Annotated in this window: 20 protein-coding genes and 1 pseudogene; 8 read left to right on the forward strand and 13 right to left on the reverse strand. The window is 70.4% G+C overall.

The features are described from left to right. Positions 1-6 precede the first annotated feature (6 nt). Complete coding sequence (locus ACIRB7_RS21875) at positions 7-1,038, forward strand: glycosyltransferase (RefSeq protein WP_403601120.1); 1,032 nt, start codon at positions 7-9, stop codon at positions 1,036-1,038. Here the strand turns inward: ACIRB7_RS21875 and ACIRB7_RS21880 are convergent. Next, positions 1,035-2,120 carry a phosphotransferase gene (locus ACIRB7_RS21880; RefSeq protein WP_403601123.1) on the reverse strand — a complete coding sequence of 362 codons (1,086 nt, stop codon included), beginning with the start codon at positions 2,118-2,120 and terminating at the stop codon, positions 1,035-1,037. The genes ACIRB7_RS21875 and ACIRB7_RS21880 overlap by 4 nt on opposite strands. Positions 2,121-2,291: 171 nt before the next feature. Here ACIRB7_RS21880 and ACIRB7_RS21885 point away from each other — a divergent pair, with 171 nt between their 5' ends. Further along, positions 2,292-2,843 carry a flavoprotein gene (locus tag ACIRB7_RS21885; RefSeq protein ID WP_403601820.1) on the forward strand — a complete coding sequence of 184 codons (552 nt, stop codon included), beginning with the start codon at positions 2,292-2,294 and terminating at the stop codon, positions 2,841-2,843. Positions 2,844-2,900: 57 nt separating this feature from the next. Here the strand turns inward: ACIRB7_RS21885 and ACIRB7_RS21890 are convergent, their stop codons facing one another. From ACIRB7_RS21890 to ACIRB7_RS21925, 8 genes and pseudogenes are all read right to left on the reverse strand, one after another. Beyond that, positions 2,901-4,289 carry a hypothetical protein gene (locus ACIRB7_RS21890; RefSeq protein ID WP_403601126.1) on the reverse strand — a complete coding sequence of 463 codons (1,389 nt, stop codon included), beginning with the start codon at positions 4,287-4,289 and terminating at the stop codon, positions 2,901-2,903. 205 nt (positions 4,290-4,494) lie between these two features. Next, positions 4,495-4,848 carry a hypothetical protein gene (locus tag ACIRB7_RS21895; RefSeq protein WP_403601129.1) on the reverse strand — a complete coding sequence of 118 codons (354 nt, stop codon included), beginning with the start codon at positions 4,846-4,848 and terminating at the stop codon, positions 4,495-4,497. A 20-nt stretch (positions 4,849-4,868) separates the two neighbouring features. Beyond that, positions 4,869-5,249: a hypothetical protein gene (locus ACIRB7_RS21900; RefSeq protein WP_403601132.1), complete on the reverse strand. Its 381-nt coding sequence runs from the start codon at positions 5,247-5,249 to the stop codon at positions 4,869-4,871. Between the two features lie 102 nt (positions 5,250-5,351). After that, complete coding sequence (locus tag ACIRB7_RS21905; RefSeq protein WP_403601135.1) at positions 5,352-7,064, reverse strand: relaxase/mobilization nuclease domain-containing protein; 1,713 nt, start codon at positions 7,062-7,064, stop codon at positions 5,352-5,354. After that, positions 7,061-7,468, reverse strand: coding sequence for a plasmid mobilization protein (locus ACIRB7_RS21910; RefSeq protein WP_403601138.1), 408 nt, complete (start codon positions 7,466-7,468; stop codon positions 7,061-7,063). The genes ACIRB7_RS21905 and ACIRB7_RS21910 overlap by 4 nt, the downstream gene beginning before the upstream one ends. Positions 7,469-7,732: 264 nt before the next feature. Further along, positions 7,733-8,659: a DUF2637 domain-containing protein gene (locus ACIRB7_RS21915; RefSeq protein ID WP_403601140.1), complete on the reverse strand. Its 927-nt coding sequence runs from the start codon at positions 8,657-8,659 to the stop codon at positions 7,733-7,735. A 42-nt stretch (positions 8,660-8,701) separates the two neighbouring features. Further along, positions 8,702-9,400: an ATP-binding protein gene (locus ACIRB7_RS21920; protein ID WP_403601823.1), complete on the reverse strand. Its 699-nt coding sequence runs from the start codon at positions 9,398-9,400 to the stop codon at positions 8,702-8,704. Beyond that, positions 9,397-10,327, reverse strand: a pseudogene (locus tag ACIRB7_RS21925) (hypothetical protein). Before ACIRB7_RS21925 ends, ACIRB7_RS21920 begins: the two are co-directional and overlap by 4 nt. Positions 10,328-10,597: 270 nt before the next feature. Between ACIRB7_RS21925 and ACIRB7_RS21930 the strand changes: the two are divergent. From ACIRB7_RS21930 to ACIRB7_RS21940, 3 genes are all read left to right on the forward strand, one after another. Then, positions 10,598-10,882, forward strand: a complete 285-nt coding sequence (locus ACIRB7_RS21930; RefSeq protein ID WP_403601143.1) for a helix-turn-helix domain-containing protein — start codon at positions 10,598-10,600, stop codon at positions 10,880-10,882. Positions 10,883-11,197: 315 nt separating this feature from the next. Further along, the gene (locus ACIRB7_RS21935) at positions 11,198-11,404 is read left to right on the forward strand and encodes a helix-turn-helix domain-containing protein (protein ID WP_033204269.1); all 207 of its coding nucleotides are present in this window, start codon (positions 11,198-11,200) and stop codon (positions 11,402-11,404) included. A 162-nt stretch (positions 11,405-11,566) separates the two neighbouring features. Then, positions 11,567-12,553, forward strand: coding sequence for a tyrosine-type recombinase/integrase (locus ACIRB7_RS21940; protein WP_403601146.1), 987 nt, complete (start codon positions 11,567-11,569; stop codon positions 12,551-12,553). A 79-nt stretch (positions 12,554-12,632) separates the two neighbouring features. Here ACIRB7_RS21940 and ACIRB7_RS21945 read toward each other — a convergent pair whose 3' ends face one another. Genes ACIRB7_RS21945 through ACIRB7_RS21960 form a run of 4 tightly spaced genes read right to left on the reverse strand, consistent with a single transcriptional unit; the run spans position 12,633 to position 17,558 of the window. Then, entirely contained in the window at positions 12,633-13,976 is a 1,344-nt protein-coding gene (locus ACIRB7_RS21945) for an AAA family ATPase (protein ID WP_403601149.1), read from the reverse strand. Next, positions 13,973-15,484 (reverse strand): hypothetical protein, encoded by a 1,512-nt coding sequence (locus ACIRB7_RS21950; protein ID WP_403601151.1) that lies wholly within the window; start codon positions 15,482-15,484, stop codon positions 13,973-13,975. The genes ACIRB7_RS21945 and ACIRB7_RS21950 overlap by 4 nt, the downstream gene beginning before the upstream one ends. Further along, on the reverse strand, positions 15,481-16,605 hold the full coding sequence (locus ACIRB7_RS21955) for a hypothetical protein (protein WP_403601154.1): 1,125 nt from the start codon (positions 16,603-16,605) through the stop codon (positions 15,481-15,483). Before ACIRB7_RS21955 ends, ACIRB7_RS21950 begins: the two co-directional genes overlap by 4 nt. Before the next feature lie 53 nt (positions 16,606-16,658). Then, positions 16,659-17,558, reverse strand: a complete 900-nt coding sequence (locus tag ACIRB7_RS21960) for a hypothetical protein (protein WP_403601157.1) — start codon at positions 17,556-17,558, stop codon at positions 16,659-16,661. 139 nt (positions 17,559-17,697) lie between these two features. Here ACIRB7_RS21960 and ACIRB7_RS21965 point away from each other — a divergent pair, with 139 nt between their 5' ends. From ACIRB7_RS21965 to ACIRB7_RS21975, 3 genes are read left to right on the forward strand one after another with little or no spacing between them, the layout of a single operon-like run. Beyond that, positions 17,698-19,323, forward strand: coding sequence for a PD-(D/E)XK nuclease family protein (locus ACIRB7_RS21965; protein ID WP_403601159.1), 1,626 nt, complete (start codon positions 17,698-17,700; stop codon positions 19,321-19,323). Continuing rightward, complete coding sequence (locus tag ACIRB7_RS21970; RefSeq protein ID WP_391955281.1) at positions 19,320-20,513, forward strand: hypothetical protein; 1,194 nt, start codon at positions 19,320-19,322, stop codon at positions 20,511-20,513. The genes ACIRB7_RS21965 and ACIRB7_RS21970 overlap by 4 nt, the downstream gene beginning before the upstream one ends. Then, the gene (locus ACIRB7_RS21975; protein WP_403601162.1) at positions 20,506-23,952 is read left to right on the forward strand and encodes a signal recognition particle; all 3,447 of its coding nucleotides are present in this window, start codon (positions 20,506-20,508) and stop codon (positions 23,950-23,952) included. Before ACIRB7_RS21970 ends, ACIRB7_RS21975 begins: the two co-directional genes overlap by 8 nt. The last annotated feature ends 47 nt before the right edge of the window (positions 23,953-23,999 follow it).

The raw sequence follows: 23,999 nt of genomic DNA on the forward strand, positions 1-23,999 counted from the left end.
CCGCCGGTGCCCACCGCCCTCTTCGCCTGGCGCCGCACCCCGCCCCCCTTCCTCATCGGCGGCGCCGAGGTCACCCAGCAACTCCTTGCCGAAGAACTCGCCGCCGCCAGCTGGCGCGTCACCTACCTCGGCTCACACGAGGCGCCGTGGGACGGAGTCACCCAAATCCCAGACATGCGCGCCCATCTCCACAGGCATCGCGTCCCATACGACGAAACGAACGGCACCCTGCGCTACCGGTGGAACGGGGTCGAGTGCGTGGCGCTGACGCAGAACAACGTGGAGCAAGAACTGGGCAGCCTCCTGGGGGAACTCCGCCCCGACGTCGTGTTCACCGCCCAGGAAGGATCAGCGAGGCTGGCCGAACTGGCGAAGCCGACCACCCTCGTCGCCGGCCTGCTCCACTCCGTCTCCGCCACCGGCCTGGGCGTGCTCACCGGCCGCCCCCACTACGGACTTGCCGTATCGAAGTTCGTCCGCGACCGGGCACCCCGCACGCCCTGCACCCGCATCGACGTGGTGTACCCGCCGTTCGCCCGCCCACGACCGGCTACGGACACGGAGCGCACCCCAGCCGTACTGATGGTCAACCCCATCCCCGCCAAGGGCGCCGAGCTGCTGCACCAGCTCATCCGCCTCATGCCGGAGCAGCCCTTCACCCTGGTCGAGGGCTGGTGGGACACGTCTGCCGACTTCGCGGCCTATCCGAACGTCACGTATGTGCCCCGTGTTTACGACATGGAGCCGCTGTACCGTAGCCACCGCCTTCTGCTGGCCCCGTCCACCGTGGAAGACGCCTTCCCCCGCGTGATCGTCGAGGCCGCCCTCCACGGCGTCCCGACCATCGGTACCAACCGGGGCGGGATCCCCGAAGCCATCGGCGACACCGGGATCGTCCTGCACGCCACCGCCGGCCCCGAGGCGTGGGCGCGAGCGATCCGAGACGTGGACCGCGAAGCGCTGGGGGAGCGGGCACGGACCAGAGCGGCACGTTTCACCCGCCCGTGCCTCCCAGAGCTCCGGGAACTGGGGATCTAGAGAGCGCCGCTGAACGCCCGCTCCACTTCGTCGAGCCGCTCCGTCCACCAGTGGAGGAGCGCTTCGTCGGCGATGAACAGGTCGTCGCAGGAGTGGTCACCCCGGTCGTAGTGGAATTCGAGCTGCCAGAAGTCCGTCATCCGCTTCCACCACAGGCGGCGTGCGGCGTCGAGCAGCGCGGCCGGCTCCAACGGGATCACCGACCGGTAGCCGCTCACGAAGGCCGCCACTCGCTCCAGGTCGAAGACGCCTTCCACCCCGAACTGCACCTGCGCCGTACGGACGACCTCCTCCGCGTAAGGGCGCACGCCCAGCCGGTCCCAGTCCAGGACGGCCGTCAGATCGCCGTCGGCCCAGAGGAGGTTCCGGTACTGGAAGTCGCCGTGCGTCCAGCCGTACGGCCCTGCGGGAACGTCTCCCTCAGGGCGCAGGGCCGCGTACTTGGCGAGCAGCACCCGACGCTTGGCGAGGGCGTCGAGCGCCGCCGCGTCGAAGGAGTCGCCCGAACCGTGGGCCCGCGCAGCAGTGGCGAGCCGGTCGGCCTTCTCCGACGCCCGTTCCGGCGTGACGACGTCCGCGGTGAGACTGTCGGGAACAGCGGGGAAGACCCCGGTTTCGGCGGCGTGCCGGAGCGCCAGGTGGAGCTTGGCGAGGACTGCGCCGAGCCGTCGCACCTGAGCGAGGGGGAGGTCCACGCCACGAACGTGCGCCCCTTGTGCCCAGGGGAACAGGCAGTACCCGCTCCCGCCGACCTCGACCACGACCCCACCCGACGAGACGACCACAGGGACGATCACTGGAATGCCGGCCTCGGCCAGGGTCGGCAACACGGCAAAATTGCGGCGCAACCTGTCGAGCGGCACATCCGTGACCCGCTTCAGAGCGAAGGTCCCTCGCGACGTGTTCAGCTGCCAGTTCATGTTCATGAGGCCGTCAGCCAGATGACGCCAGTCGACGACGTCCCCGAGGTCGAAGTCCTTGATCAGTTCCGCGAGATCATGGGAGGGAATGCGGTGCCTGCTCGCCATATGCGCGTTGGTCACCTTGGCGACGATACGTGAGCTGAGCACCCGGGTGCACAAGAATCACCGCGCGGCACCGGCATCAGTGGTCCAGCCGATGCTTGTACTCAGACACCGTGCCCTTCGTGCAGGTGGCAGGCGGCTTCTCCGACCCGGCCCCGTCCGCGGATGCCGACGGCTAGGGTCTGAATCGTGACCGCAGGGGAGCGCGACGACGAGGGGGGCAAAGCCATGAACGACCGGCCGAAGAAGCCGTTCCTGTATGTCGTCGTCTGCGCCGCCGGCATCGCGGGCGACGCGCACAAGCTGATCACCGCCGCGCAGGAGCAGGGCTGGGGCGTCGGCGTCATAGCCACACCCCAGGGCCTCGGCTTCCTCGACACCAAGGCGATCGAGTCCCAGACCGGCTACCCGATCCGCTCGGCCTGGCGCAGCCCTGGCGACCCGCGCCCCCTCCCGCCCGCCGACGCCATCGCGGTCGCGCCCGCCACGTTCAACACGATCAACAAGTGGGCCGCCGGCATCGCCGACACTCTCGCGCTGGGCATCCTGTGCGAGGCGTACGGGATGGGTATCCCGACGGTCGTCCTGCCGTACGTGAACGCGGCCATGGCCGCACACCCGGCGTACGACCGGAGCCTGAACCAGCTGCGGGAGATGGGCGTGCTGGTCGGGTCGTACGAGCCGCAGCAGCCGAAGGCGGGCGGGGGAGCGGAGCGTTTTCGGTGGGAGGAGACGCTGGAGCTCTTGGACGGCAGGGGCGCAGGTCTCTTCGGACGGTGATCCGGATCGAAGCCCGCGCGCCCGTCGTCGGTCGGAGAGGACCGGGCGGATCTTTCGTCAGTGGGCGGAGCCCAGACGCGGCTCCTCGTCCTGCCCCGGCAGCAGTCGCAGGGCGAGGACCGAGCCGTCGGCGTGGACGGAGACCGGGCCGCCCCAGTCCTTGTCGTAGCTGAGGTGGGGGCGGGCGTGGCGGCCGGCATGGACGAGGGCCCGGTACTCCTCGACGTCGCCCCTGGCGAGGAGTCGGAAGATCTCCTCGTCCACGCCGGAGAACGCCTCGACGCGGGGGCCGTTGAGGCGGAAGACGTGGTCGGTGCCGACGTACGCGGTGCCGAAGAGGGTGTGGGCGGCGTCCTGGGTGCTCATGGCGGCCGCGTGTTCGAGACCGGTGAAGCGTTTGCGGCCCTGCCGGTCGGTGAGGTGGCGGGCGGTGGCGTGGCCGGAGCCGGTGAACGCCATGAGGCCCGCCGCGGTGGTGTGGGCCAGGGACTCCTGGAACCAGGCGTAGTCCTTCGGCTGGACGTGGCAGCCCCGTACGGGCTCCGGCGTTACCAGGCCCTCGGTGGGCGGGTGGATGTCCGGCATCACGTTCGCCTGGAACGGCGGGGCGTTCAGGTTCGCCTCACGGACTTCCGCCGGGGACAACCGGCCTCCGCTGCCAGGTGCCTGGAGGGCATGGACGGTCATCGCGCCGCCGTCCGTCGGGAGCTGCGTGCTGAACAGTAGGCCGGGGGTCTCGTTCCACGCGCCGATGTGGACCGCCTCGGCGTGGGCGGAGGCGGAGGCCAGCTGGTCGGCGGAGGTGGCGGCGTCGCCGTGGTTGCCCTTGCAGGCGAGGGGGATGACGAGAGACGGCTCGCCAGGACGCCAGACCTCGGCGAAGTACTGCGGGCGGTAGCGGTACTTCACCTTCTCGCCCTTGTCCCTGCTCGTGAGGGCCCAGCCCGCGCGTAACACCGTGTCGGCGGGGACGATCGTCACCGAATGGTCGGGGAAGCGGCTGCGCAGCATGTGCTCCGCGAGGGTCAGCGCGAAGCCGATGCCGAGCTCGCCGGACTGCAGCGACTTGTAGTGGTCCGCGATGCGGTGGCCCTCGTCGGTGAGACCGAGGAAGGAGTCCCTGCCGCCGGCCAGGGCCTGGGTGTACTTCAGCGCCCCCCAGTGCTCCGCCAGTCCCCGGCCCGCGCCACGCCACGAGAGGGCGGTGGCCCGGGCGAGGGTGTGGAGGACGTCCCAGAGGGTCACTTCGAACTGCCGGGGCAGCTCCGTCAACGGGATCGGGACGAGGGCGGGCTTTCGGCGAAGCGGCTCGTCCTTGTTCTCCTTCCGCTTCTTGTCGTCCGCCGTGATGGCGGCTTCCACCTTGCCGACGAGTGCGTCGTCGGAGTGGATGGAGATGTTCGACGGCTGGGTCAGGTCTTGGAGCACTTCCTCGGTCGGCTTCAACAGCTCTCCTTCACGGTGTGCGAGGGCGGTTCGCCATCGGCTGGACCGTACGGAAGGGAGGAGCGGCGCACGCAAGTGCGCAGGGGCGCGTGGTCTGGACTTCGGCACGGCGGCGGACAGTGTGCAGCCGGCGGCAGGGAAGACCCCCGCCACCGGCTGGTTGTTTGCATGGAGGACCTGGCCCGTTCCTGCTATTTCTCTCGGGTCATGAATCGGCGCCTGCGGCGACGATGCCGCACAGGCGGTCGTATTCGAGCATGTCCTCGTGGGTCATGAACTGGACGAGAGCCATGTGATGGTCCAGGGCGTAGGAATAGATCAGCTTGGCGAGTTCGGTGACGGCTGCTTTGGCTTCGGTTCCTTCTTCGGGGTTGTGGATGCGGACGCCGGCGGCCTGGAATTCTTCGAGAGTGGCGTCATCGGCGAGTGCCTGTTCTTCGTCGGTAAAGGGGCGGCCGTCGAGGTGGCGGAAGGTTCGGGTGCCCCACGGCCGGTCGAAGTCCGTGTCGAACAACAGGGCCATGACGTGGGGGCGGGGTGCAAGGGAAGGGGTGGGCATGGAGGTTTCCTTGTGCCTGGTCAGAAGGTGTGCGGGGTAAAGGGGAGAGCGGGTTCGATCATGAGCTTGAGCAGCCGGTCGAATTCGGCTCGATCGTCCCCCGTCATGAGCGCGTGGGCGTTGCCGAGGTTCTTCTCATCGAGCTGTTCCATGAACGGGGCGAGGAAGCGCTGGATGGCTTCGGGCGCTTCCTTACGCTTGTGGAGGTACTTCATGTAGCGCGAATGCTGGGTCTTCAGCTCTTCGAGGTCGGCGCGCGTGGCCTGGAAGACCAGCGCTCGTTCCTCCTGGGTGAAGGGGCGTCCGTCTCGGTGGGACCAGGAGCCGGTTTCGCGGAAATGCTGGAGGTTCGCGTCGCAGAGCAGGGCGACGATCTCAGGGCGGGCTTCGGACGGGGGCATACGGGATTCCTTCCGGGGGATGGTCGGAAGGCCAATTATTGGGAGAATCGCCGGTTAGGCTAACCGGCGATTCTGGGCTATCTTTCCGCCTCGTTTCGCGGGTCAGCGCTGCCTTCGGGTGTCGTTCGAGGTCCTGGCGGCGAGGTGTGCCGCGCGTCGCTGCGAGGAGGCGGCAGAGCTGCCTCGTCCATGCGTGCCGCGGGAGTTCTGGGGATCGGCGGGGAGGTCGGCCAGCCGCCGCAACCGCCACACGAGCACGTCGCTCATGCGTTCCGCCGTGTCCAACTCCCGTCGGGCGGCCGCCTGCGTGAGCAGGGCGGTGGCGTCGTGCCCGGTTGTCCGGACCTCGTCGAGCGTGGCCGCGAGGGCGGGCCAGCCGGGTTCGCTGAGGATCCGGTCGGCCAGTTCTGGCAGGGCGTGGCGCACGGCGGTGGCGTGGTGGCGCTGCCAGGACGGGGCCAGGCGGCTTCCCCGCTGGTGAAGCAGTGCCATGGGGTGGTGGGAGGCGGACGCGTAGGCGGCGCGGAGGTGTTCGGCGGCTCGGTGGGCGGCTTCGGCCTGCTGGGCGTGCTGTTTCCTGGCGTGCCAGTGCGCGGCGGCGACCGCGAGGAAGACCAGGGTGTCGATGACCATGGCCGTGGTGGCACCGTCCTCACCCCGGCCGAGGGCCGGTCCCCCGTGGACGAGGTCGCGGGCGGCCTGGCGAAGGGCGTGGTCGTGCCCGCGTGCGGCTCGGACGTGGGAACGGGATGCGCGCTCGAACGCGGTTGCTGCGGCGCGGAGTTCGTCGCGGGTATGAGCGGCGGAGGATTTGGAGAGGGCGTCGAGGACCTCCCCGGTGGCGGCGATCTGCGCGGCGACCATTCCGTCGTCGCCGTGGTCGATGACGAGCAGGGCCTGCCAGGCGGCGCCGGTGGCGCGGCGGCGGGCGGACGCGGGCCCCGTCACCGGTGGGGTCGGCTGCCGGCCGGTATCGCCTGGGCCCTGGGTCCAGCGCTCACGGATGCGGGGCAGGGAGAGGTCAGGGGCCAGCTTGGAGCCGGAGTAGAAGACCGGTTCGCCGTTGCCGTTGCGGTCGCCGGGAAGAGCGACGGTGTAGCCGAGGGTGTCGCCGGAGGGGGCGATGCGGCGCCGGACGAGCAGCCCGCCCGCGGCGAGGCGGTCGAAGAACTCCTCCTCGCCCGCCGAACCGGCCGCCGAGCGGCGCACCGTCTCACGCAGCTCCTCGCGAGGAGTGCGCTGTCGGCCCCGGCGTTCGGCCTTGTGGCGTTCGGCGCTCGTGGGCCGTTTGGCGGCGGTGCCGTCTCCGGGTGCCACGCGGTGGAGGTCGTAGTCGGCTTCGATCTGGCGGCATTCGGTCTGGGCGCGCTTGGCGGAGCGGTGGTGGTCGGGGCGGCGGCCGTCTTCGCGGACGAGGGTGGCGATGAGGTGGATGTGGTCGTCGGCGTGGCGGACGGCTGCCCAGCGGCATCCGGCGCCGTCGCCGGGGTCGATGCCGGTGGCGGTGATGACGCGGCGGGCGATGTCCGCCCACTCGGTGTCGGTGAGGGCGCGGTCGCCAGGGGCAGCCCGGACGGAGGCGTGCCACACGTGGGTGGTGGGGCGGGTGTCGTCGGGGAGGAGGTGCAGGGGTTCGTCCAGGAGCTGGGCGAGGTCGGCGAGGGTGGTACTCGGGTCGCGGCCGGGGTCGGGGGCGAGGCCGTCGAAGGAGGCGACGAGGTGGGGGTCGGTGTGTTCCTCGCGGCGGCCGGGGCCGTAGAGGTAGGCGAGCAGGCGGGCGGTGTTGCGGCCCTGTTGGTGGATGCGGGGGATCAAGCGGCGGTGCCTTCGAAGAGCGGGCCTGTGAGGCGGGATGTGACGTTGCGGACGGCGTTGGCGGCGTGGCGGACGGCGGCGAGGGTGTCTTCCAGGCCGTCGGGGTAGGTGCCGCTGTTGAGTGCACGGGCGGCCTGGTTGAGGTTGTTGTTCGCGTGCCCGAGCTGGCGCCGGAGTGCGAACAGGGCGGTCAGGGCGTCTTGGCGGGTGGCGATGGCGGCTGCGGTGCGGTCGAGGTCGCGGGCGGCGGCGAGTCCGCTGTGGGCGAGGAAGCCGGCGATGCTCATGCCGACCGCTTCGGCGCCGGCGGCGACGGTCGCGTGCTCGGCGTCGCTGAGGCGGACGCTGTGCGCGCGGCGCTGCGTACGAGCGCGTACGCGGGGCTTGCCCCGGCGATGCCGCACCGGCTGCGGTCCGCCCCCGGTCGCAGTCCCTCCCTCCCGCGCCCCTGGCGCGGGAGGGTGCCCGCCACCCCCGGGGCGGGCACGGGTTCGGACGCACCCCCGACGGGGGAGTGTCCGAACCTCCAACTTGCTCCGCCCGGGGCAGGGTCCGTCTCCACCTGCGGCGGGATGGTGGGATCTTCGGCGTGGCTGTCGTGCATCAGGGGTTCCCTCGGAGTGAGTGCTGGGTGCGGGCGTTCTGGCGGGTGAGGAACGGCGGGTGCATCAGGCCGTGGATGCCAGGTCCTTGGTGACGGCCGCCTCCTCCTCCAGGACCGCGTCGACGGCCTTCTTGGCCCGGGTCCGGTCGACGGTGTAGCCCTGTGCGCGTGCTGCGTTCTCCACGAGAGTGCGGGAGACGTGGCCGGTCTCGCTGCGGATCTGGCGCGCGAGCTCCAGGAGGTAAGCGTCCGTGGCCCTCGGCTTGCGACCGCCGGAGCTCGGCGCCGCCCTCCCCGACTGCGCGGTGGCGGGAAGAGGCGCCTTGGCGGGTGCGGCGCGTGTGGCAGGGGTGGCGGGTGTGGCGGGCACGGCCTGTGTGGCCGCCGCTGGCGGAGTTGGCGGTTTCGGCGCGGGCTTGGCGGTTGTGGTGGTGGCGGCGGACTGGGCATGGCCGGCGAGCGTGGCGTTGGCGGCGTGCTTGGCGGTCGACGGTGGCGGTTCGCTGCTGGGCGCCTTGGCGGTTGGCGGTTCGGCGGCCGCCGGCTTGTTGGCGGTGAGGTGGCGGTTGATGACGAGGTAGAGGTGGACGGCGCCGGCGAGGGCGAGCGGTGCGGTGGCGGAGAGGGCGCCGACGGTGGCGTTGTTGAGGTGGAGGCGAGCCTGCTCGTTGAGGCGGATGGCGTGCAGGGCGTTGGCCCAGATGCTCGTGCCGGTCGCCAGGGTGACGAGTGTCCACACGTACAGGCGGGAGCGAAGCGGGGCGGTGCGCAGGATGAGCAGGGCGGTGACGCCGAGGGCGATGAAGCCGTCGATGACGAGGGGGAAGAGGTAGGTCAGCGGTCCGCTGATGTGGGCGGCGACGGCCATCTGCCGCAGGGCGTCGTACGAGAGGACGAAGCCGACGGCGGCGATCAGGGTGATCCCCACGAGGAGGGGGCGGCCCCATCGTTCGGAGGCGGGGCGTATCAGGGCAGGGGAGGGCAAGGGCACGGGCTCCGGAGGTTGTACGAGATGTGGGGCGAGTGGCGGCGGTCAGCCCACAGGTCTGGTGCGGCGGCGGTCGGGGCCGTCGAGGGTGACGCGCTCGGTCATCTGGGCCAGGCGGGAGGCGACGCGGTCACCGAGGGCCGTGCGCAGGGCGTCGGTGGTGAGGTTGCTGGTGATCAGGGTGGGACGCAGGTGCTCGTACCGGTGGTTGATCAGCCGGTAGGTGAGCTCCTCGGTCCACTCGCTGGTCTTCGCCGCGCCGAGGTCGTCCAGGAGCAGCAGCGGGCAGCGCATCAGGTTCTGCAGGTCGCGTTCGCTGTCGACGCCGGGGCGTGGGCGCAGGCGGGCGTAGAGGTCGGCGGCGGTGATGGCTTCCCAGCGCAGGCGGACCCCGGCGGCGAGCAGGCTGCGGATGGCGCCGTACGCCTGGTGGGTCTTGCCGGTGCCGGTCGGGCCGACGATGCGCAGCGAGGGGCCCTCTGCGATGCCCCGTGCGCCGGCGGGGCCGGGGCGTCCGGCGCGGGCGATCTCGTCCACCCAGGCGGTGACCTGGGGGTGGTCGGCGAGGGCGTGGCGATAGCGGGCGGGGATACGGGCCTCGGCCAGTTCCAGTGCGGTGACCGGTTCGGGCGTCGGCTCCTGGGCGGCAGTGTCGGGCGCTATACCGCGCTGGGCCAGGATGTCGCCGAGGCGGCCGGTGATCCGGGCGGGCTGCTGCGGGTCGCGAGTGAGGGCGGCGGTCAGAGGTCGCCTCCGTAGGCAGCGGCGGTGTTGGTCGGGTTGGTCCACGCTTGCTGGGGAGCGGGCGCGGGGGCGGCAGGGGCGGCGTTCATGACCTCGTGCACGAGGCTGGGCAGGAGGCTCGCGTGCAGGCCCTTGGTGCGGTGGCGGTCGAGGCCGGCGCGGATGTGATCCGGGGCGATGCCCTCGGCCAGGAGCTTCTTCACCTCGCGGCCGAGATGGCTGAGTACGTCCTGCGGCGGGCGATGGGGGCACGCGGCGGCGTACTCGCCGATCAGGTCCTTCGTCGAGACCGAGTCGGGCGCGGGGGCGCTGGCGCCCCCCCATCGGGGTAGATCCTAGATCCCTGTTCCTAGGTCCTAGATCCGGACGGTGAGGGCTCACGGAGGGCTCGGGGAGTCCTCCGTGAGGTTGCGGCGAGTGCTCATGGAATTGGGTTTGACCTGCGGATTCGCCGTTCACGGAGGGCTCGGTCGCTCCTCCCGGTCGTGTCACGGAAGGCTCAGTGAGTCCTCCCGGACGACTCGCGGACGTCTCCGCGAGGGCTCCCTGAGTCTGTGGCGAGGGCTCATGAGGAATCCCGAGATCGTGGTGCGGGCACGGGGGAGTGCGGACGCCGCTGGGCCGGTTGATCTTCTGGTGCTGGGCAAAGGTGACGATGTGCAGGTACCGCTTGCCGTCCCCGCCCTCGTACCGGCAGATCAGCCCGGCGACGTCCAGCTGGATCAGGTCGTCCTCGACCGCCTCCGGCCCGTGCTCGCGGCGCAGCGACCACAGCTGGCCGGCGATGACGGCGGCCTGGTCGCGGAACCGGCCCTGGTCGTCGGCCTGGGTGAGCAGCCCGAAGAAGGTCCGCTCGGCGGACAGGGACACCGCCGCGAGGGACTCGGACGAGAACGCCTCTGGCTTGATGGTGCGGATACGGGCGATGGCGATCGACCACCTTTCAGGGGAGAGGGCAGGGAATCCGGCGTTGCCGGGGTGCATGGCCAACACATCCACACCTGGTGCGCAGAAGTCCAGACTTTTCTGGGAATTCTGAGCAACTTTCCGGCGTACCGTGCCGACGGGTTCGGTCACTGTAGGGGTGAATTCCCGGTTGGCGAAATCGCAGCCGGAAACCACCGTGCGATCTGCATCGCTCACGGCAGACAGGAATGCTCTTCCGGACCGGCCGGCGCGCAAGCTACAACACCACCCATGCCGCCACGCCCTCTCGCCATCGGACCCGCCGGACACGCCGCCGCCCATGCCATCGAACGCACCCGCACCGCCCGCGGCTACTCCCAGCGCCAGCTCGCCGCCCGCGTCACCGCACTCGGTCGGCCCATGACCTTCACCGCGCTCTCCCGCATCGAACGCACCGTCCGCCGCTGCGACATCGACGACCTCGTAGCCATCGCCACAGCCCTCGGAATCGCCCCGCAGGCCCTCCTCGCCGGCGCCCTCGCACCCCCAGGGACGGCCGGAGCGGGCGAAATATAGCCGACGATCCCCGGTTAGCGAAACCGGGGATTCTCCGGATCATTGTGCGTCCCGGAACGCCCGTCGCGCCGGTCCCTGCCAGAAGTCTGCCCACATCCCCAGAGGACGCCTTGCTCGATTCGCCTACGCGCCGATTTCAGATTCCCCGCCGCGTACACGTAGCCCCGCTCGCTTCCTCTTCCGCTCCGCCCGGAGATCCTGGCCGTACGTAGAAGCGCTATTCGACGATCTCGCAGCAGCGGCCGGGCTTGTTGCCTCCCGTTCCGGCTAGATCCCTCAATTCTCGCCGCTCTTTCTCACGCAAAGGAACCGCCTATGGCCCCGCGCCTGCTGTCCATACCCGCCGTCGCCGCCGCCCTGGACGTCGACCGCCGAACGGTCTACCGCTTCATCGCCGCCGGCGAGCTGCCCGTCGTCGACCTGCGCACAGGACCGGCTCGCTCTCGCGTCCGTGTCCCCGCCGCGAGCCTGGACGACTTCATCAACAGTCGGGCGGTCTCCTCGCCCGCGCGCCGCCGCTGACCAGGGCCAAGCCCCTCCGTACGCGAAACAGGAAGGAACGGAACCACGTACCTCCGGAAGCTGAAGTCCGGCAAATGGCAGGCGACCGTCCGCAACCGGGCTGGAGACCGGTTCAGCGAGTCGTTTCCCCTCAAGGCGCAGGCCCGTGCCTGGGGTGCCGAGATGGAGACCCAGTTCGCCCGCGGAAGCATGCGGGACCCCCGAGCGGGCGAGGCGGCGTTTCGCGAGTGGCACGACCGCTGGTGGCAGGCCCGTGTCGTCGAGCCCCACACGCTGCGCGGCGACGCCTCCAGCATCAAGAACCACGTGCTGCCCCACTGGGCCGACTGGGAGATGCGGGCTGTCACCCGCATGGACGTCCAGAGCTGGATCCGTGGACTGGTCGAGAAGGGGGTCGGCACCTCGGCGATCAAGAGGGCGTACAACCTGCTGTCGTCCATCATGCGTGCGGCCGTCGACGACGATGTCATCGCGGTCAGCCCCTGCCGGAACATCGACCTGCCGCAGGTCGCGGTCAAGCCCCCGCAATGGTTCACCCTCGACCAGGCGCAGAGCATCGTCGACGAGCTCCCGGCGCCGTGGCGCACCATGTGCCTGCTCGGCTTCTACACGGGTCTGCGCTGGGGCGAACTCGCCGGCCTGCATCGCCATCGGATCGACCAGCGACGTTCCCGCTTGTTCGTGGTGGAGGTCAACACCAAGAGCGGCATCAAGGAGTACCCCAAGAGTTCGAGGAGCCGCCGGGAGGTCCCGCTTCCGCCGCACGTCCTGGACGCGCTCGAACGGCACATCCACCCGCTCGACCGTGACGCCCTGGTCTTCACCACCGTCACCAAGGGCCGCGCTGGCCGTCGCCTCGACGACGGCAACTGGCGCCGCCAGACCTGGTGGCCTGCCATTGAGAATGCCCACTACTTCGGCACCGACGGGGAGCAGCTCCCCGTTCCGCGCTATCCGCCCCACTCCATGCGCCACACCTGCGCTTCGTGGCTCGTCCAGAAGGGAGTCTCGCTCTACGAGGTCCAGCACCTCCTCGGCCACGAGAGCTTCCAGACCACCCAGCGCTACGCCCACCTGCAGCCGGACGCGCACAAGGCAGTGTTGGCAGCTTGGGAGCGTTTGGACGTCCCGCTGACCTTTGCAGCGTAGACAACTCGTCCTGTTCACTGGCGTGCGTCGGATGCGCGTTGCGCCCTACGTGCAGGGCGAGCTGAAGGGCGGCCTACAGCTATGGACGAGCTTGTTTCTCCAAGTAGTCCATGACCACTTGGTGCGCCCGCCACCCGTCCGGGAACTTCGGTGGTACGTCGAGGTAGACCGGGCTGCTGCGGGGATGCCGGTCCAGGAGGTCGGTGATGCCGACGCGGGCCACGACGATGCAGGCGAAGCGGTGGCGGGAGAGCAGGACGCACAGGCGACCCGTCTCCAGATGGAAGGCGGAGGCATCCTGACGGCCGGAGAGCGGGTGCCAGACCAGTGTGACGTCGAACTCGCGGCCCTGGAGACGGTTGGCGGTGTCCACGGTGATGCCCGTGAGACCCCGCTTCTCCAGTCGCGACCGTACCGAGTCCGCCTGGATCGTACGGGCGGCTCCGATCGCGATGCGGGACTGGATGAGCGGCTCTCCGTTCACCAGCGCCCCTCGCTCCAGCAACCGGGCCGCCGTTTCTGCCAGTGCTTCGGCCACCTCGGGGTCATCGTCGAGAGTGTGCCGAGCGGGAAGCTCCAGCAGACCCCAGCCCGACCCGGCCGCGCAGGCGAGGACGGCGTCCGACGGTGTTGCACGGTGAGGTGCGGTGTCGTAGGTGAGGACGCGGTCAGCCGCCTTGGTACCGGAGGTGAAGGAGTAGAAGGGATAGAACGCCTTCTGCACGAGAGGGGCTGCCATCTCCGGCAGCCGCCAGGAGACCGGGAGCTCGTGTCGCAGTAGGTCGGAGTTGTGCGCCAGCGCCACGTCGACGGCGTTGCGCAGCGGGTCCCAGGTCAGTCCCTGCCAGCGGTCGGTGTCCACTGTGGCGAAGGGGTCCAGCTGCCCGGGATCGCCGACGAAGAGGACTTGTGAGTCCTTCTCGGAGAACAGCGGTGCCGTCGCCAGCAGCGCGTCCGACCGCATCTGGTAGGCCTCGTCCACGATGGCCCAGCGCCATGGCGCGCACTTCTCGCGGGGGACGTGTGACCACTTCTTGGCAGTGGAGACGACGACCGGCAGCTCGCGGAGGGCGGGTGCCTCGTTGCTGCCCCGCACGTTGGCGTGCCGGCGCACCCGTTCGGGCAGGACGAAGTACTTCTTGTGGAGGCGGCCGACGGGGAGGTCCGGGTATTCCCGGGCGATGTTGTCGACCAGGTCGTCGACCTGTTCGTTGGTCTGCGCGACGATCATCACCTGATGGCCGGCCGATGTCAGGTGGCCGGTGGCGCGCTTGACCAGCGTGGACTTTCCCGCGCCCGGTGGAGAGTCGACCACGATGCCGCGTCCGGTGGCCGAGTCCAGGCCGGACAGCACGTCTGCGACCGCCCGGTCGGCGAGGGCGCCGGGTGACGTGCCGCTATCGGGTTCTGGAGTGGCTGTCATTCCCAGACCTCTTCCGCGTCCTCGTCGGTGGGTTCGTACGGCTGTGGCGGACCGCCGTGGGTCCAGGGGGTGTCCTCCTCGGCCGGGAGCGAGGACGGCATGTTCTTGGCATCGATCGACGTGAAGGTGACCGTCTCGCCGAGGTCGGCCATGGTCCCCTCAGGCGCGGGCGGCTTGCGCTTGTTGCCGAAGCCACCGTTCAGCTGGATCAGCACGGCGGACCCGGCTCCGTCGGGGGCGACGTCTAGGATCTCGGCCTTCTGCCTCGGTCTTGCCGGAGACTTGACCGCCGTCCCCACCGCCATGGACACGGGAATTTCGCAGTGCACGGTGATCGTCGGGCGCCACAGAGGGGACCCGGGCCGCGCCCCGGGGATGGTGCGCTCTTCCTCCCGGGCCGTGACCACGCCCGTGAACGCCTCGCCCGTCAGTTCGTACTCCGCCATCACCAGCGGATCGTCATACGCGCGCTCGGCGTCGTACCGCTCCTGGGCCTCCTCCATACGGGCGAGGCGGCGGGCCGCCCCCACCGCGTGATCGCGGCGGGCCTGTGGGCGCCCGTCGTCGTCCAGGTAGGTCGCGTACTCGCCGAACAGACGCCGGTCATATGCCCGCCGTTCGGCGACGTGGTCTCCTGCGGGAAGCTCGCGCAACAGGCGGACGCCGTGCCACATCAGCTGCCAGGTCGGCAGCATCTGGGCGTGCAGCTCGCGGTCGATGGTGCGAGCGGCGGCGTCCCGCGCCCGCTCTCCGGTTGCGCCGTCGTACTTCGTGATCAGTTCGTCGAGCGTGCGGTCGAAGACCGGATCGGTCGCCGGCCCGGCGGGCGGCCACGCCGCGGGGTCTTCGCGCTCCCGGGCGGTCTCGGCCCCGGTGCGTCCGGAGGGGGGATCGATCCAGCCGAGCAGGGACGCCAGGTTCGCGTTCTCGGTGGGGCTCTGCCCAGTGGCCCAGTGGGCGGAGAGGGTCCGCGTCATGGCCTGGAGCAGGGCAGAATCCGGGAACTCGGCCCGGTCGGCGAACCAGGTCAGCCACTTTCCGAGCAGGGGTACGGATGGGGAGACGGCATGCGGACCATCCGTCGCGCGCAGCCGGGTCAGACGGCCCAGCAGCCGGACGTACGTGATCCCCCCGGCGTTCGGGACGAGGAGCTGGGGTGCGCGCAGGGGTCGCTCCCGCTCCTCCTTGTCCTTGCCGCGCCCGACCGTGTACGGCTCTTTCGGCGCGGCGCGGCATTCCTCGAAGTAGGGCAGGAGGAGGTCCGCGAGGCTCTCGACGAAGCCGAAGCGCTCGGTTCGGTCGTGGGGGCGGCGAACCGTCAGAAGCGCCGGGTGGTCGGGATCCGTCCCGGCGAGAGCGGCGAGTGGCGCGCAGGCCTCGCCGGCGAGGGTGAGCGGGACGAGGACGAACGGGGTGTCGTCCACATGCTCGTGGCGCACGGTCGTCAGCCGCTCGGCGTATTCCGACGTGGATGCCCGCAGGGCGGCCACCGTGGCGATGACGCTCACGCGGTCGCACCTCCACGCAGTCGACGGAGTCGTTCGGCGGCCCGCAGCCGGATGATGACCGCTTCCTCGGCGGGGCCCGGGGCGCTGGTGCCGTCGAGGTGGCGGAGGGCGGTCCGGGTGGAGTCGATGCCGGGAAGACTGTTGCGTACCACTCCACCCAGCCGGGCCGGGGAGGCGCAGTCAGTGGCCTCGTCCCGGCAGTAGCGGGACATCTCGCAGAACGAGAGGCAGTCGGGGGTGAAGCTGGCGTCCAGCTCCCGCATCGTGGCGTCGATCTCGGCCTTCGGCCGTTCGGTGTCGAGCGTCGCGTCGGGAGAGAGGGCGTGGGTCAGGTCTTCGGCCCGGCGCAGACGCGATAACTGGAACCGCAGGGCGTCGAGTTCCTGGCGGAGGTCGATCAGCTTTCCGTAGGGCCGGTTGGAGAAGTCCTTAGGGCAGATGAGAAGGAACCTGTGGGCGATCGCCTTGGGATCGAGGCCGAGTTCGGTGAAGGTCTGCCGCAGGGCGAGGACGCTGACTGCGGCCTGTTTCGTGGTCTGGGCAACCGCCGAGGGGTTCGCCTGGCCGTCGATGGCCGGGAAGGAGCGGATCTCCACCACGTAGAACTGTCCGCCGGTGCGGTGGCTGAGGGCTTGCGGTATCACGTGGGCGGTCTGACCGGCGACCTCCAGGGTCAGGACGGGGCGGTCCAGGATCAGACGCTCGTCGGCGCCGGCCGCCAGGCGGTTCAGAAGCCGCCGACTCTCGCCCGCCCGCACCGCGAGCGAAGCGTCGCCGCCCACCTCGGTCAGATCGGCTACCGCGGCTTCCTCGACGGGGACGTCGAGTTGCTCCCGAAGCAGGCGGATGAGCTCCGCGTAGCCGCCCCATTTGACCAGGGCCTCGAAGCTCTGCTCGCGCCGGATCGCGAAGGGGGACTGGCCGAAACGCGGCTCATGGCCCAGGCGTTGGGCGAGCAACGCCTTGTCCACGCCCGCTGCGTCGAGTACGGCGCGGCGGGAGCAGGCCGGGTTGGCCGTGAGAGCGGTGATCTTGCGTGCCGTGTACTCCTGCGGGGGTCGCGGTCCGCGCAGGACGGCGAGCCTTCCCGGAGAGGGGGCAGAGGGGTGCTGCGGAGGCATCTTCTCTTCTTACGCGGAATTCTGTGGCGGCACCGGAGGAATCCGGTAGTCGGTCAGATGGTGAAGCCGGCTGAACCACGCAGGGCATCGTGCAGGGGCGGGGCCCCGAAGAGCTGCTGTACTTCTGTGAGTTGGCCGCGTGCGCGGTCGGCGGCCGTGCGACGCAGGGAGTAATCCGCCTCCTGGTGCACTGCGGCCTCCGTGCGTGCTGCGGAGATCACGCGTTCGGGGTCGATTTCCTCGTCGTCGTACGCACCGGGGATGTTGAGCGCGAAACGGCGCAGCAGTTGGCGGGCCGCGCCGGAGGGTGCGTGTCCGGAGACGTCGAGTCGCAGGATCTGCTCGGCGGTGCCGATGGCGTGGACGAGGAAGTCGGCACGCGGGCTCAGCGGGCCGACGATGCGCTGCTTCAGGGGCCAGACGGATACGGCGAGGAGACCGCGGGCGGGTGTGAGCCGGTCGTGGGTGAGGGCGGCACAGATGTAGTAGGGGCGGGCGTAGCCCTGTGCGGTGAAGGACCTCTCCTCGTCGCGACGGAGCGAGGCGAGTTTCGTCGCGACCAGCGGCTCGGTGAAGAAGGCCTGGTATACGGATGAGATCAGCTTGGGCGACGCGGGAGCGCCGAGCAGGGTGAGCGCCTGGTGCACCTGCTCGCGGACCGGGACGGCGCCGTGGGTGGGCTGCTTCCCGTGGGCCTGGAGCCGGAACGAGGATGTGGTCCCGGTGGCGGTGGCAGGTGCCGGGGTTCCGGCGGTTGAGGACGGGGTCGCGGCAGGTGGCGCGGCCCCATCTGTCTCCTCGGCGTCGAGGGCTTGCTCCCATGCGGCCTCCGCCTCGCGCAGTTCGGCGCGGATGCGAACGGCGGCCTCGTTGTCGCGGGCGCGTCGAGCCTCTCGCAGGAGGGCGCGCAGGCGCGACAGGCGTTCCTCGAGCTCCTCCAGCGATGCGGTCATGTGCGCACTCTACCGCCGGTCCCTTTGATTTCCAAGGTTCTCCAAAGAGTTCCAAAGTTGTGCGCTACGCTCGGCGGCACGGCCTCGGGGTTCACGACGGCCGGCCTGACTCCGTGCTTCGGCCGGGAGGGGGAACGACATGACGTACGACGTGCCGTGGCGTGTGCCGCAGTGGATGACGGGGGACGAGGGGCCGGTCCGGATCGGGCCGGGCACGGGAGGGGGAACGGACGAGCCGCACGTCTGCCCGGCCCGCGACGCGGCGAAGGCCCGGCCGGGCCTCCGGGCGCGGGTGCCGTCGCAGCTTCCCCGGGAGGAGCACGAGACCTTCACGCTCGGTCCCGTGTGCGCGGCGCTGGACCAGATCGAGTTCGGCGGCGCCACGGTGGACGAGGCGCTCGGAGCCCTGTCCGGCCACCGGCCTGCTCTGCACGAGGGGCACCGGACCTACGTGGAGCACGCGGTGAGGCAGTACACGAGCCAGGGGCCGGACGCCTTCGTGCCCGTCCGGCCGTACTGGGCGGTGCGCAAGGACAACGGCCGGCGCTGGGAGCTCTACGCATGGTGGCGCCGCTACCAGTCGGCCGACGGCAAGGTGCGCGAGTACCGGCGGCTCAGACACGGGGATGCCCGTGCGTCGAGCCGGGGTGAGATCGCGGTCGCCGCGTACACCGCGGCGTTCGGAGCCGACGCGGCGTGGCCGCGCCGCTGGAACCAGGAGTTCGTGATCCACGGCTCTCCCGGGCCCGTCGCGAGGGTCAGGATCATCGAGATCGGCCTGGGCGACGGATCGCGGAACGTTCAGTTCGACGGAACGGCTGAGGAGGCCAAGGCGTACTACGAGGCCCACGGCGACCCCCACGTGAGGAATGTGGTCAGGGGCGGTCCGGAACGCCCCGGGTCTGCCTGCTTCGACTGCAAGCAGTTCACCGGGTGCGGGGCGGTGTCCCGGTCTCCGGGGGTACTGGCGCTGCCCTCCCGCCGGTTACCGCTGCGGAAGGTGTCCATCAGCGACCTCAGGTACCACGCCGCCTGCCCGGCGCAGTCCCTGCTGCGCTCCCTGCACCTGCCGAAAACCGGCGAGTACAGCGACGCGGCCAAGCTCGGCCAGGCCGTACACGGTTGGGTCGAGGCGCTCCACCGCCGCACCGGCCCGGTTCCCTGCACGCGCGACGACATGCCCCCGCAGGGGGAGAACTGGACCGCCGGTCGGTGGAGGGTTCCGGACGAGGAAGCGGAAACGGGCCGCGCCATGCTCCTGCAGCATGTGGACTCGTGCCCCTTCCAGTTCCCCGGGGCCATCGAGCGGGTCGAATGCGAACCGACCCGGGTGTTTCACGACACGGCGGCCCAGGCCCTGGTCGTGGCCAAACCCGACCTGCTCTACAGGGAGGACGGTTCCTGGGTGTGGCGGGAGCTCAAGACCACCCGCACCCCGGCTCGCCTCGGCAAGGATCCGCTGGACGCATATCCGCAGCTCGCCCTGGCCGTCGTCCTGCTTGCCCAGGGGGAGTTGGGCGGCGACCCCTCCGGATCGAGGGTGGAGCTGGAGGTCCTCCGCCCCGATGGATCCGACCCCCACGTCATCGACCCGATGGACGCGGAGCGCCTGGCCAAGGCGCGGGCGGTGCTCCGGCGGTACGCCGGCCCCTGGCGCGAGGACCGTGCGTGGGAGGCACGGCCGGGCGGGCACTGCCACCAGTGCCCGGTCTCCCGGTGGTGCCCGAGCGCCCAAGCCCCTGCCGACGCGGAGGAGAAGGCATGATCACCCAGACCCCACCGAACTCCGGGGCAGCCCGATCCGGCCTGGTCTCCCGACCGTCCGCGGGCTCGGACGAACCCCTGCTCCGGGAGATCGCCAGTGCGCTGGTTCGTCTGTCCCGGCAGCGCGGCGTGCCCCATCCGATCTATCCGGCCCAGGTCCAGAACGCCTACAACCGACTCGTCCTGCACTGCCTGCGACAGGGAGTCGAACCGCCGGGCAGCATTCCCGAGATGGTGCGCTGGGCCTGCGAACGACCGCTGACGTGCTGGCCGCTGGACCTGTCTCCCGAAGCCCGTGGGGCCGCCGGCACGCTCGTGGATCCCCAGACGAGACTGCCGCACCAGCTCTGCCTCGAGTGGGAGGTGGATGCGGCGGACCCCGCCGCAGAGATCTTCGAGAACCAGCGCATGCTGGAGGCACTCACCGTATGCCGGGCAGCGGGCGATCCTGCGGCGTACACCGCCTTCCGGTCCCTGCTGACCACCCGGCCCGTACTCACCGGCGCAGAGCTCGCCCTGCTCGGTGGGGACCCGGAGTGCGGACTCCTGCTCCACCACGTCATCAGACAGTGCTACGAACCCGTCCCCGCGACCTATCGACGCGACGGCGGGTACCAGCAGTGCGGACGCTGCCGCTGCCTGATGGTGCCCCTGCCCGGCGGAGGCCACCGCTGCGAGCTGGATCGCTGCCGCCGTGACGCCACCGCCGCCGTCCCGGTTCCGGTACGCCCCGACCGCAGCGGGCTCCACCAGCTCAGCCGCCCCCTGCGGATGTTCGTCACCAGTCCGGGCCTGGCAGAGAACGACATCGGGGCAACCCTCAAGAGACGCTTCGGCATCGACGCCGAGATGTGGCCCCAGTTCGACGCGTACGACTTGCGCGTCCCGCTGCCGGGTGGCCGGTACTGGGCCGTGGACGTCAAGGACCGGGTGAACCCGGTCCTGCTCGCCCGCACACTCACCCGCTTCCGGGCCGATCCGCCCTTCGACCGGGCCTTCCTGGTCGTGCCCCGCTATCGATTCCGGGAGAACGAGGCGTACGGACGACAGTTCCGCCGAAGCCTTCCCGAAGATCTGGCAGGGAGCATCACCCTGCTCGACGACCGGACCTTCCTGCGTCTCGTGGCCGAACAGATCGCGGACCGGACGGAAGCCGGATTCCCCCGCCCCCAAGGAGACCACCATGCGTGATCGCAGCGGCTGGCACCGTCGTTGCTCCCGCCAGCTCGCCGACGTGTGGCCGGACGACCTCGGTGCGTTCCGGGCCGCCGATCTCCTCGACGTCGAACTCGGCCTCTACCTGCTGCAGAGCGTGGCGCCCACGCGCGCCGCGCTCGACGTGTGGCCCCTGCTCGGCGGATACCCCCACAGCGAAGCGCTCGGGGACGTCCGCTCCGACGAACAGCGGCTGCGCATCCTGCGCGCCCGCCACCGCCTGTGGGTCCTCAGACGCGGACACGCTTGGTCTGAGGCGCTGGAGGCGTACCTACGCGTGCCGCAGCAGCTGCGCGGATACGACCTCGAAAGCGTCGACGCGGTCCCGCGTCGACGCGCACCCGCCCGGGCAGCGCGCCGTTTCGAGGTGTTCGAAGAGCTGCTCACCACAGGACCCGAGTTCGCGACCCGCCATGTTCCGCTCGCTGGATCGGGCGAGCACACCTTCCGGGCCCAGGACCGGCTCCACTCGGTCGAGATCACCGACGACCTGCTGTTCGGCGCCGTGCCCAGGTCGTACGCCCTCGACGCGGCGCCCGCCGGGCGCGGGGAACCCGTAGACGTGACCTGGGAAGAACTCGAGACGGCGGCCGCAGCGATGGACGCGAAGGAGGAGGCCCTCGGCGGCTCCCGAAGCGGATGGAGCGGTCGACTGAGCCGTGTCCGGTTACTCGTCCGGGACGAGGCCCTCGGCCGGTTCACCCGGGGCAAGCGCCTCAGGATCGACCAGCTGCTCCACATGGTCGGCATGGTCGGTGCGGGCAAGTCGACCCTCCGCGACATCCTCACCTACCACCTGGTCACCCGGACGTCACGCCGTGTCACCCTGGTGGTCGGCGACGTCGCCGAAACCCTTGCCGTCGTGGAGCTGTTCAAGCGGCTGGGAGTGGCGGCGGCCCCCATCCTCGGCCACTCCACGCGAGAGCGGAACATCGGACGCCTGCACCGCCGCACTGCGGTGGCGGGCGCCGACACCATGCTGGGACACGACCACCCCGGCTTCGCGTACCTGAGCAGCGCCTGCCCCGTGGACGTCCTGCGCGGCATGGAGGCACGCAGGCCCCTCGGCATCAGGGAAGCCCCGTGCCTCGGGCTGTACCCCGCCGTGGACCAGGAAGAGACCCCCGACGATCCACTGGTCGAAGCGGAGAACCCGGCCGGCCGAAGGCCGCGCCCCAAGCCTCAACGAAGGCTGTGCCCGCTGTGGAACCGCTGCCCGAGACATCGCGGCGCCCGGGACCTCGTCGACGCCCGCGTCTGGGTTGCGACCCCCGCCGGGCTGGTGCACAGTTCCGTGCCCCAGCACCAGCACGACGAGCAGATCCGTTACCTGGAACTTGCCTGCCGACTCAGCGACGTGATCATCGTCGATGAGGCGGACCGCGTGCAGATGCAGCTCGACACCGTGTTCGCCCCGGCCAGCACCCTCGTCGGCACCTACCCGAACTCATGGTTCGACGAGGTCGCCGTCCACAAGTTCCAGCAGATGGCGCGAGACGGGCGACTCCAGCTGTCCGAACGCGACGTCGACGACTGGACGAACGCCGTCAACACCGTGAGTGCCGCCACCGACCGGCTCTATTCGCTCCTGGTAAAGGACGGGGAGCTGAGGCAGTGGATCAGCGTCGACTACTTCAGCGCGTTCACCCTGCACACCCTGCTGATCGACAGCTGGTTCCCCGGACGGGAAGCGGGCGACCAACCACCGCCCGCAGCGCGGCTGCTGGACGAGGCGCTGCTGCGCTTCCGGGACGACCCCCTGCACGAACACGAGAGCACGGGTGACGGCGACCAGGTGACCCCCCTGGTCAACACCTTCGTCCACCTGACCCTTGAACTGCTCCACGCCCCCCAGGGCGCCCGCACCCGGGAACGGCTCCGATCCACCCTCACTGCTGTCGTGGGCCACGACTCCGGAGCCCTGGACCGGATCGACGTACAGGCCCGACGCTTCGAGTTCACCCTGCTCCTCGCCGCGCTCCACAGCCGACTCGACTTCATGACCATCCTGTGGCCGCGCGTCGAGGCCGCACTCCACCTGGAGAACGCGTCGAACGTCCTCTCCCGCAGACCTCCGAAGGACTACGAGGCGGTCATCCCCGAATCACCGATGGGCAACGTCCTCGGCTTCCAGTTCCGCCTCACGGACTCGGAGCGCGACGGTGACCGCAGCGGTGAGCTGCGCTTCTTCCACTGCAACGGCGTGGGGCGCGAACTCCTCATGCGAATGGGCGACCTGTGCCGGGTGGACGGCCGACCCGCCCCCCACGTCCTGCTCATGTCCGCGACCAGCTGGGCCGGCACCTCCAGCCGGTACCACCTGCACGCCGACGTAGGAGCCGTGCTTCGCCCGCGGGACGAGGAGGTCGAGGCGGTCCTCGGCACCGAGTTCCGCAAGGAGTTCCTCCACTGGCCGGGCAGCGAAGGACCGCGGCCCTTGCGGCTGTCGGGCTGCCCTCCGAAGGAGCGGCCCCAGGCGCTCGTCGAGATGCTCCGGCAGCTCGCGGTCCCTGACCGCAGCCTGCCCGGCGCATCGAGCATGCTCGACACCGAGCTGGACGAGATCCCCGACCAGGATCGACGCCGCATCCTGCTCCTCGTCGGCAGCTACGACGAGGCGCGGCGCGCGGCCGAGTACCTCAACGGAATTCCCGAGTGGAACGGCCGTGTCGTCCAGCTCGTCTCGGACGACGCGGACGCCGACACCGCCTGGGCCCGGATGCCGGAGGACCCCGCGGTGCACACCCTCACCCGAGGCGACGTGCATTCCTTCGCGAAGACCGGCGGCGAACTCCTGGTCGCGCCACTGCTCGCAGTGGAACGAGGGCACAACATCGTGCTGAGCACGGGCAAGGCGGCGATCGGCAGCGTCTACTTCCTCGCCCGGCCCCACCCGCGACCCGACGACATCGCCCTCGCCATCCAGTCGATCAACGACTGGGCGGTACGCCAGCTCCGCGACACCGGAAGGGTCTTCACACAGGCGACGCTCGCGGCTGCCACGCCGCACCAGGCCGCCATCGGGTTCCGCAGTCGCGCACGCCGCCAGTGGAACCGGTACCTCACCCGCCGAATGGCCTGGTCCAGCCTCCGGGACGACGAGAAGGTCGCCTTCACCTGGGACCAGCTGGTCGTGATGTGGCAGGTGATCGGCCGCCTCGTACGCGGTGGTGTGCCCGCCAGGGTGGCCTTCGTGGACGCCGCCTTCTCACCCCGCGAGGCGGGATTCGAGGCTGTCGACACCCCGGACACCAGCCTGCTGGCGAGCATGCGCGCCGTGCTGGCCCCCTACTTCGACGAGCCCGACGTCGTCGCTCAAGGTGCCGAAGCCCCGCCGGAACCCTCTCCGATCGACAAGTCACTCGTCCACGAACTGTACGAGCCGCTCTATCGCGCCCTCGTCGACATGGGCTGAGACCGCGGCCGCCCGTCCGCACCCCACACCTGCCTCCGATCTGAGGA

Origin of the sequence: Streptomyces sp. NPDC093795 (assembly GCF_044764665.1) — a bacterium.
GTDB lineage: Bacteria > Actinomycetota > Actinomycetes > Streptomycetales > Streptomycetaceae > Streptomyces.

Excerpts from the sequence above, each read along its gene's own strand:
- ACIRB7_RS21885 (WP_403601820.1), top strand. The coding sequence starts at position 2,292 with ATGAACGACCGGCCGAAGAAGCCGTTCCTGTATGTCGTCGTCTGCGCC.
- ACIRB7_RS21895 (WP_403601129.1), bottom strand. The coding sequence starts at position 4,848 with ATGCCCACCCCTTCCCTTGCACCCCGCCCCCACGTCATGGCCCTGTTG.
- ACIRB7_RS21900 (WP_403601132.1), bottom strand. The coding sequence starts at position 5,249 with ATGCCCCCGTCCGAAGCCCGCCCTGAGATCGTCGCCCTGCTCTGCGAC.
- ACIRB7_RS21930 (WP_403601143.1), top strand. The coding sequence starts at position 10,598 with ATGCCGCCACGCCCTCTCGCCATCGGACCCGCCGGACACGCCGCCGCC.
- ACIRB7_RS21935 (WP_033204269.1), top strand. The coding sequence starts at position 11,198 with ATGGCCCCGCGCCTGCTGTCCATACCCGCCGTCGCCGCCGCCCTGGAC.
- ACIRB7_RS21940 (WP_403601146.1), top strand. The coding sequence starts at position 11,567 with ATGGAGACCCAGTTCGCCCGCGGAAGCATGCGGGACCCCCGAGCGGGC.
- ACIRB7_RS21945 (WP_403601149.1), bottom strand. The coding sequence starts at position 13,976 with ATGACAGCCACTCCAGAACCCGATAGCGGCACGTCACCCGGCGCCCTC.
- ACIRB7_RS21955 (WP_403601154.1), bottom strand. The coding sequence starts at position 16,605 with ATGCCTCCGCAGCACCCCTCTGCCCCCTCTCCGGGAAGGCTCGCCGTC.
- ACIRB7_RS21960 (WP_403601157.1), bottom strand. The coding sequence starts at position 17,558 with ATGACCGCATCGCTGGAGGAGCTCGAGGAACGCCTGTCGCGCCTGCGC.
- ACIRB7_RS21965 (WP_403601159.1), top strand. The coding sequence starts at position 17,698 with ATGACGTACGACGTGCCGTGGCGTGTGCCGCAGTGGATGACGGGGGAC.
- ACIRB7_RS21970 (WP_391955281.1), top strand. The coding sequence starts at position 19,320 with ATGATCACCCAGACCCCACCGAACTCCGGGGCAGCCCGATCCGGCCTG.
- ACIRB7_RS21975 (WP_403601162.1), top strand. The coding sequence starts at position 20,506 with ATGCGTGATCGCAGCGGCTGGCACCGTCGTTGCTCCCGCCAGCTCGCC.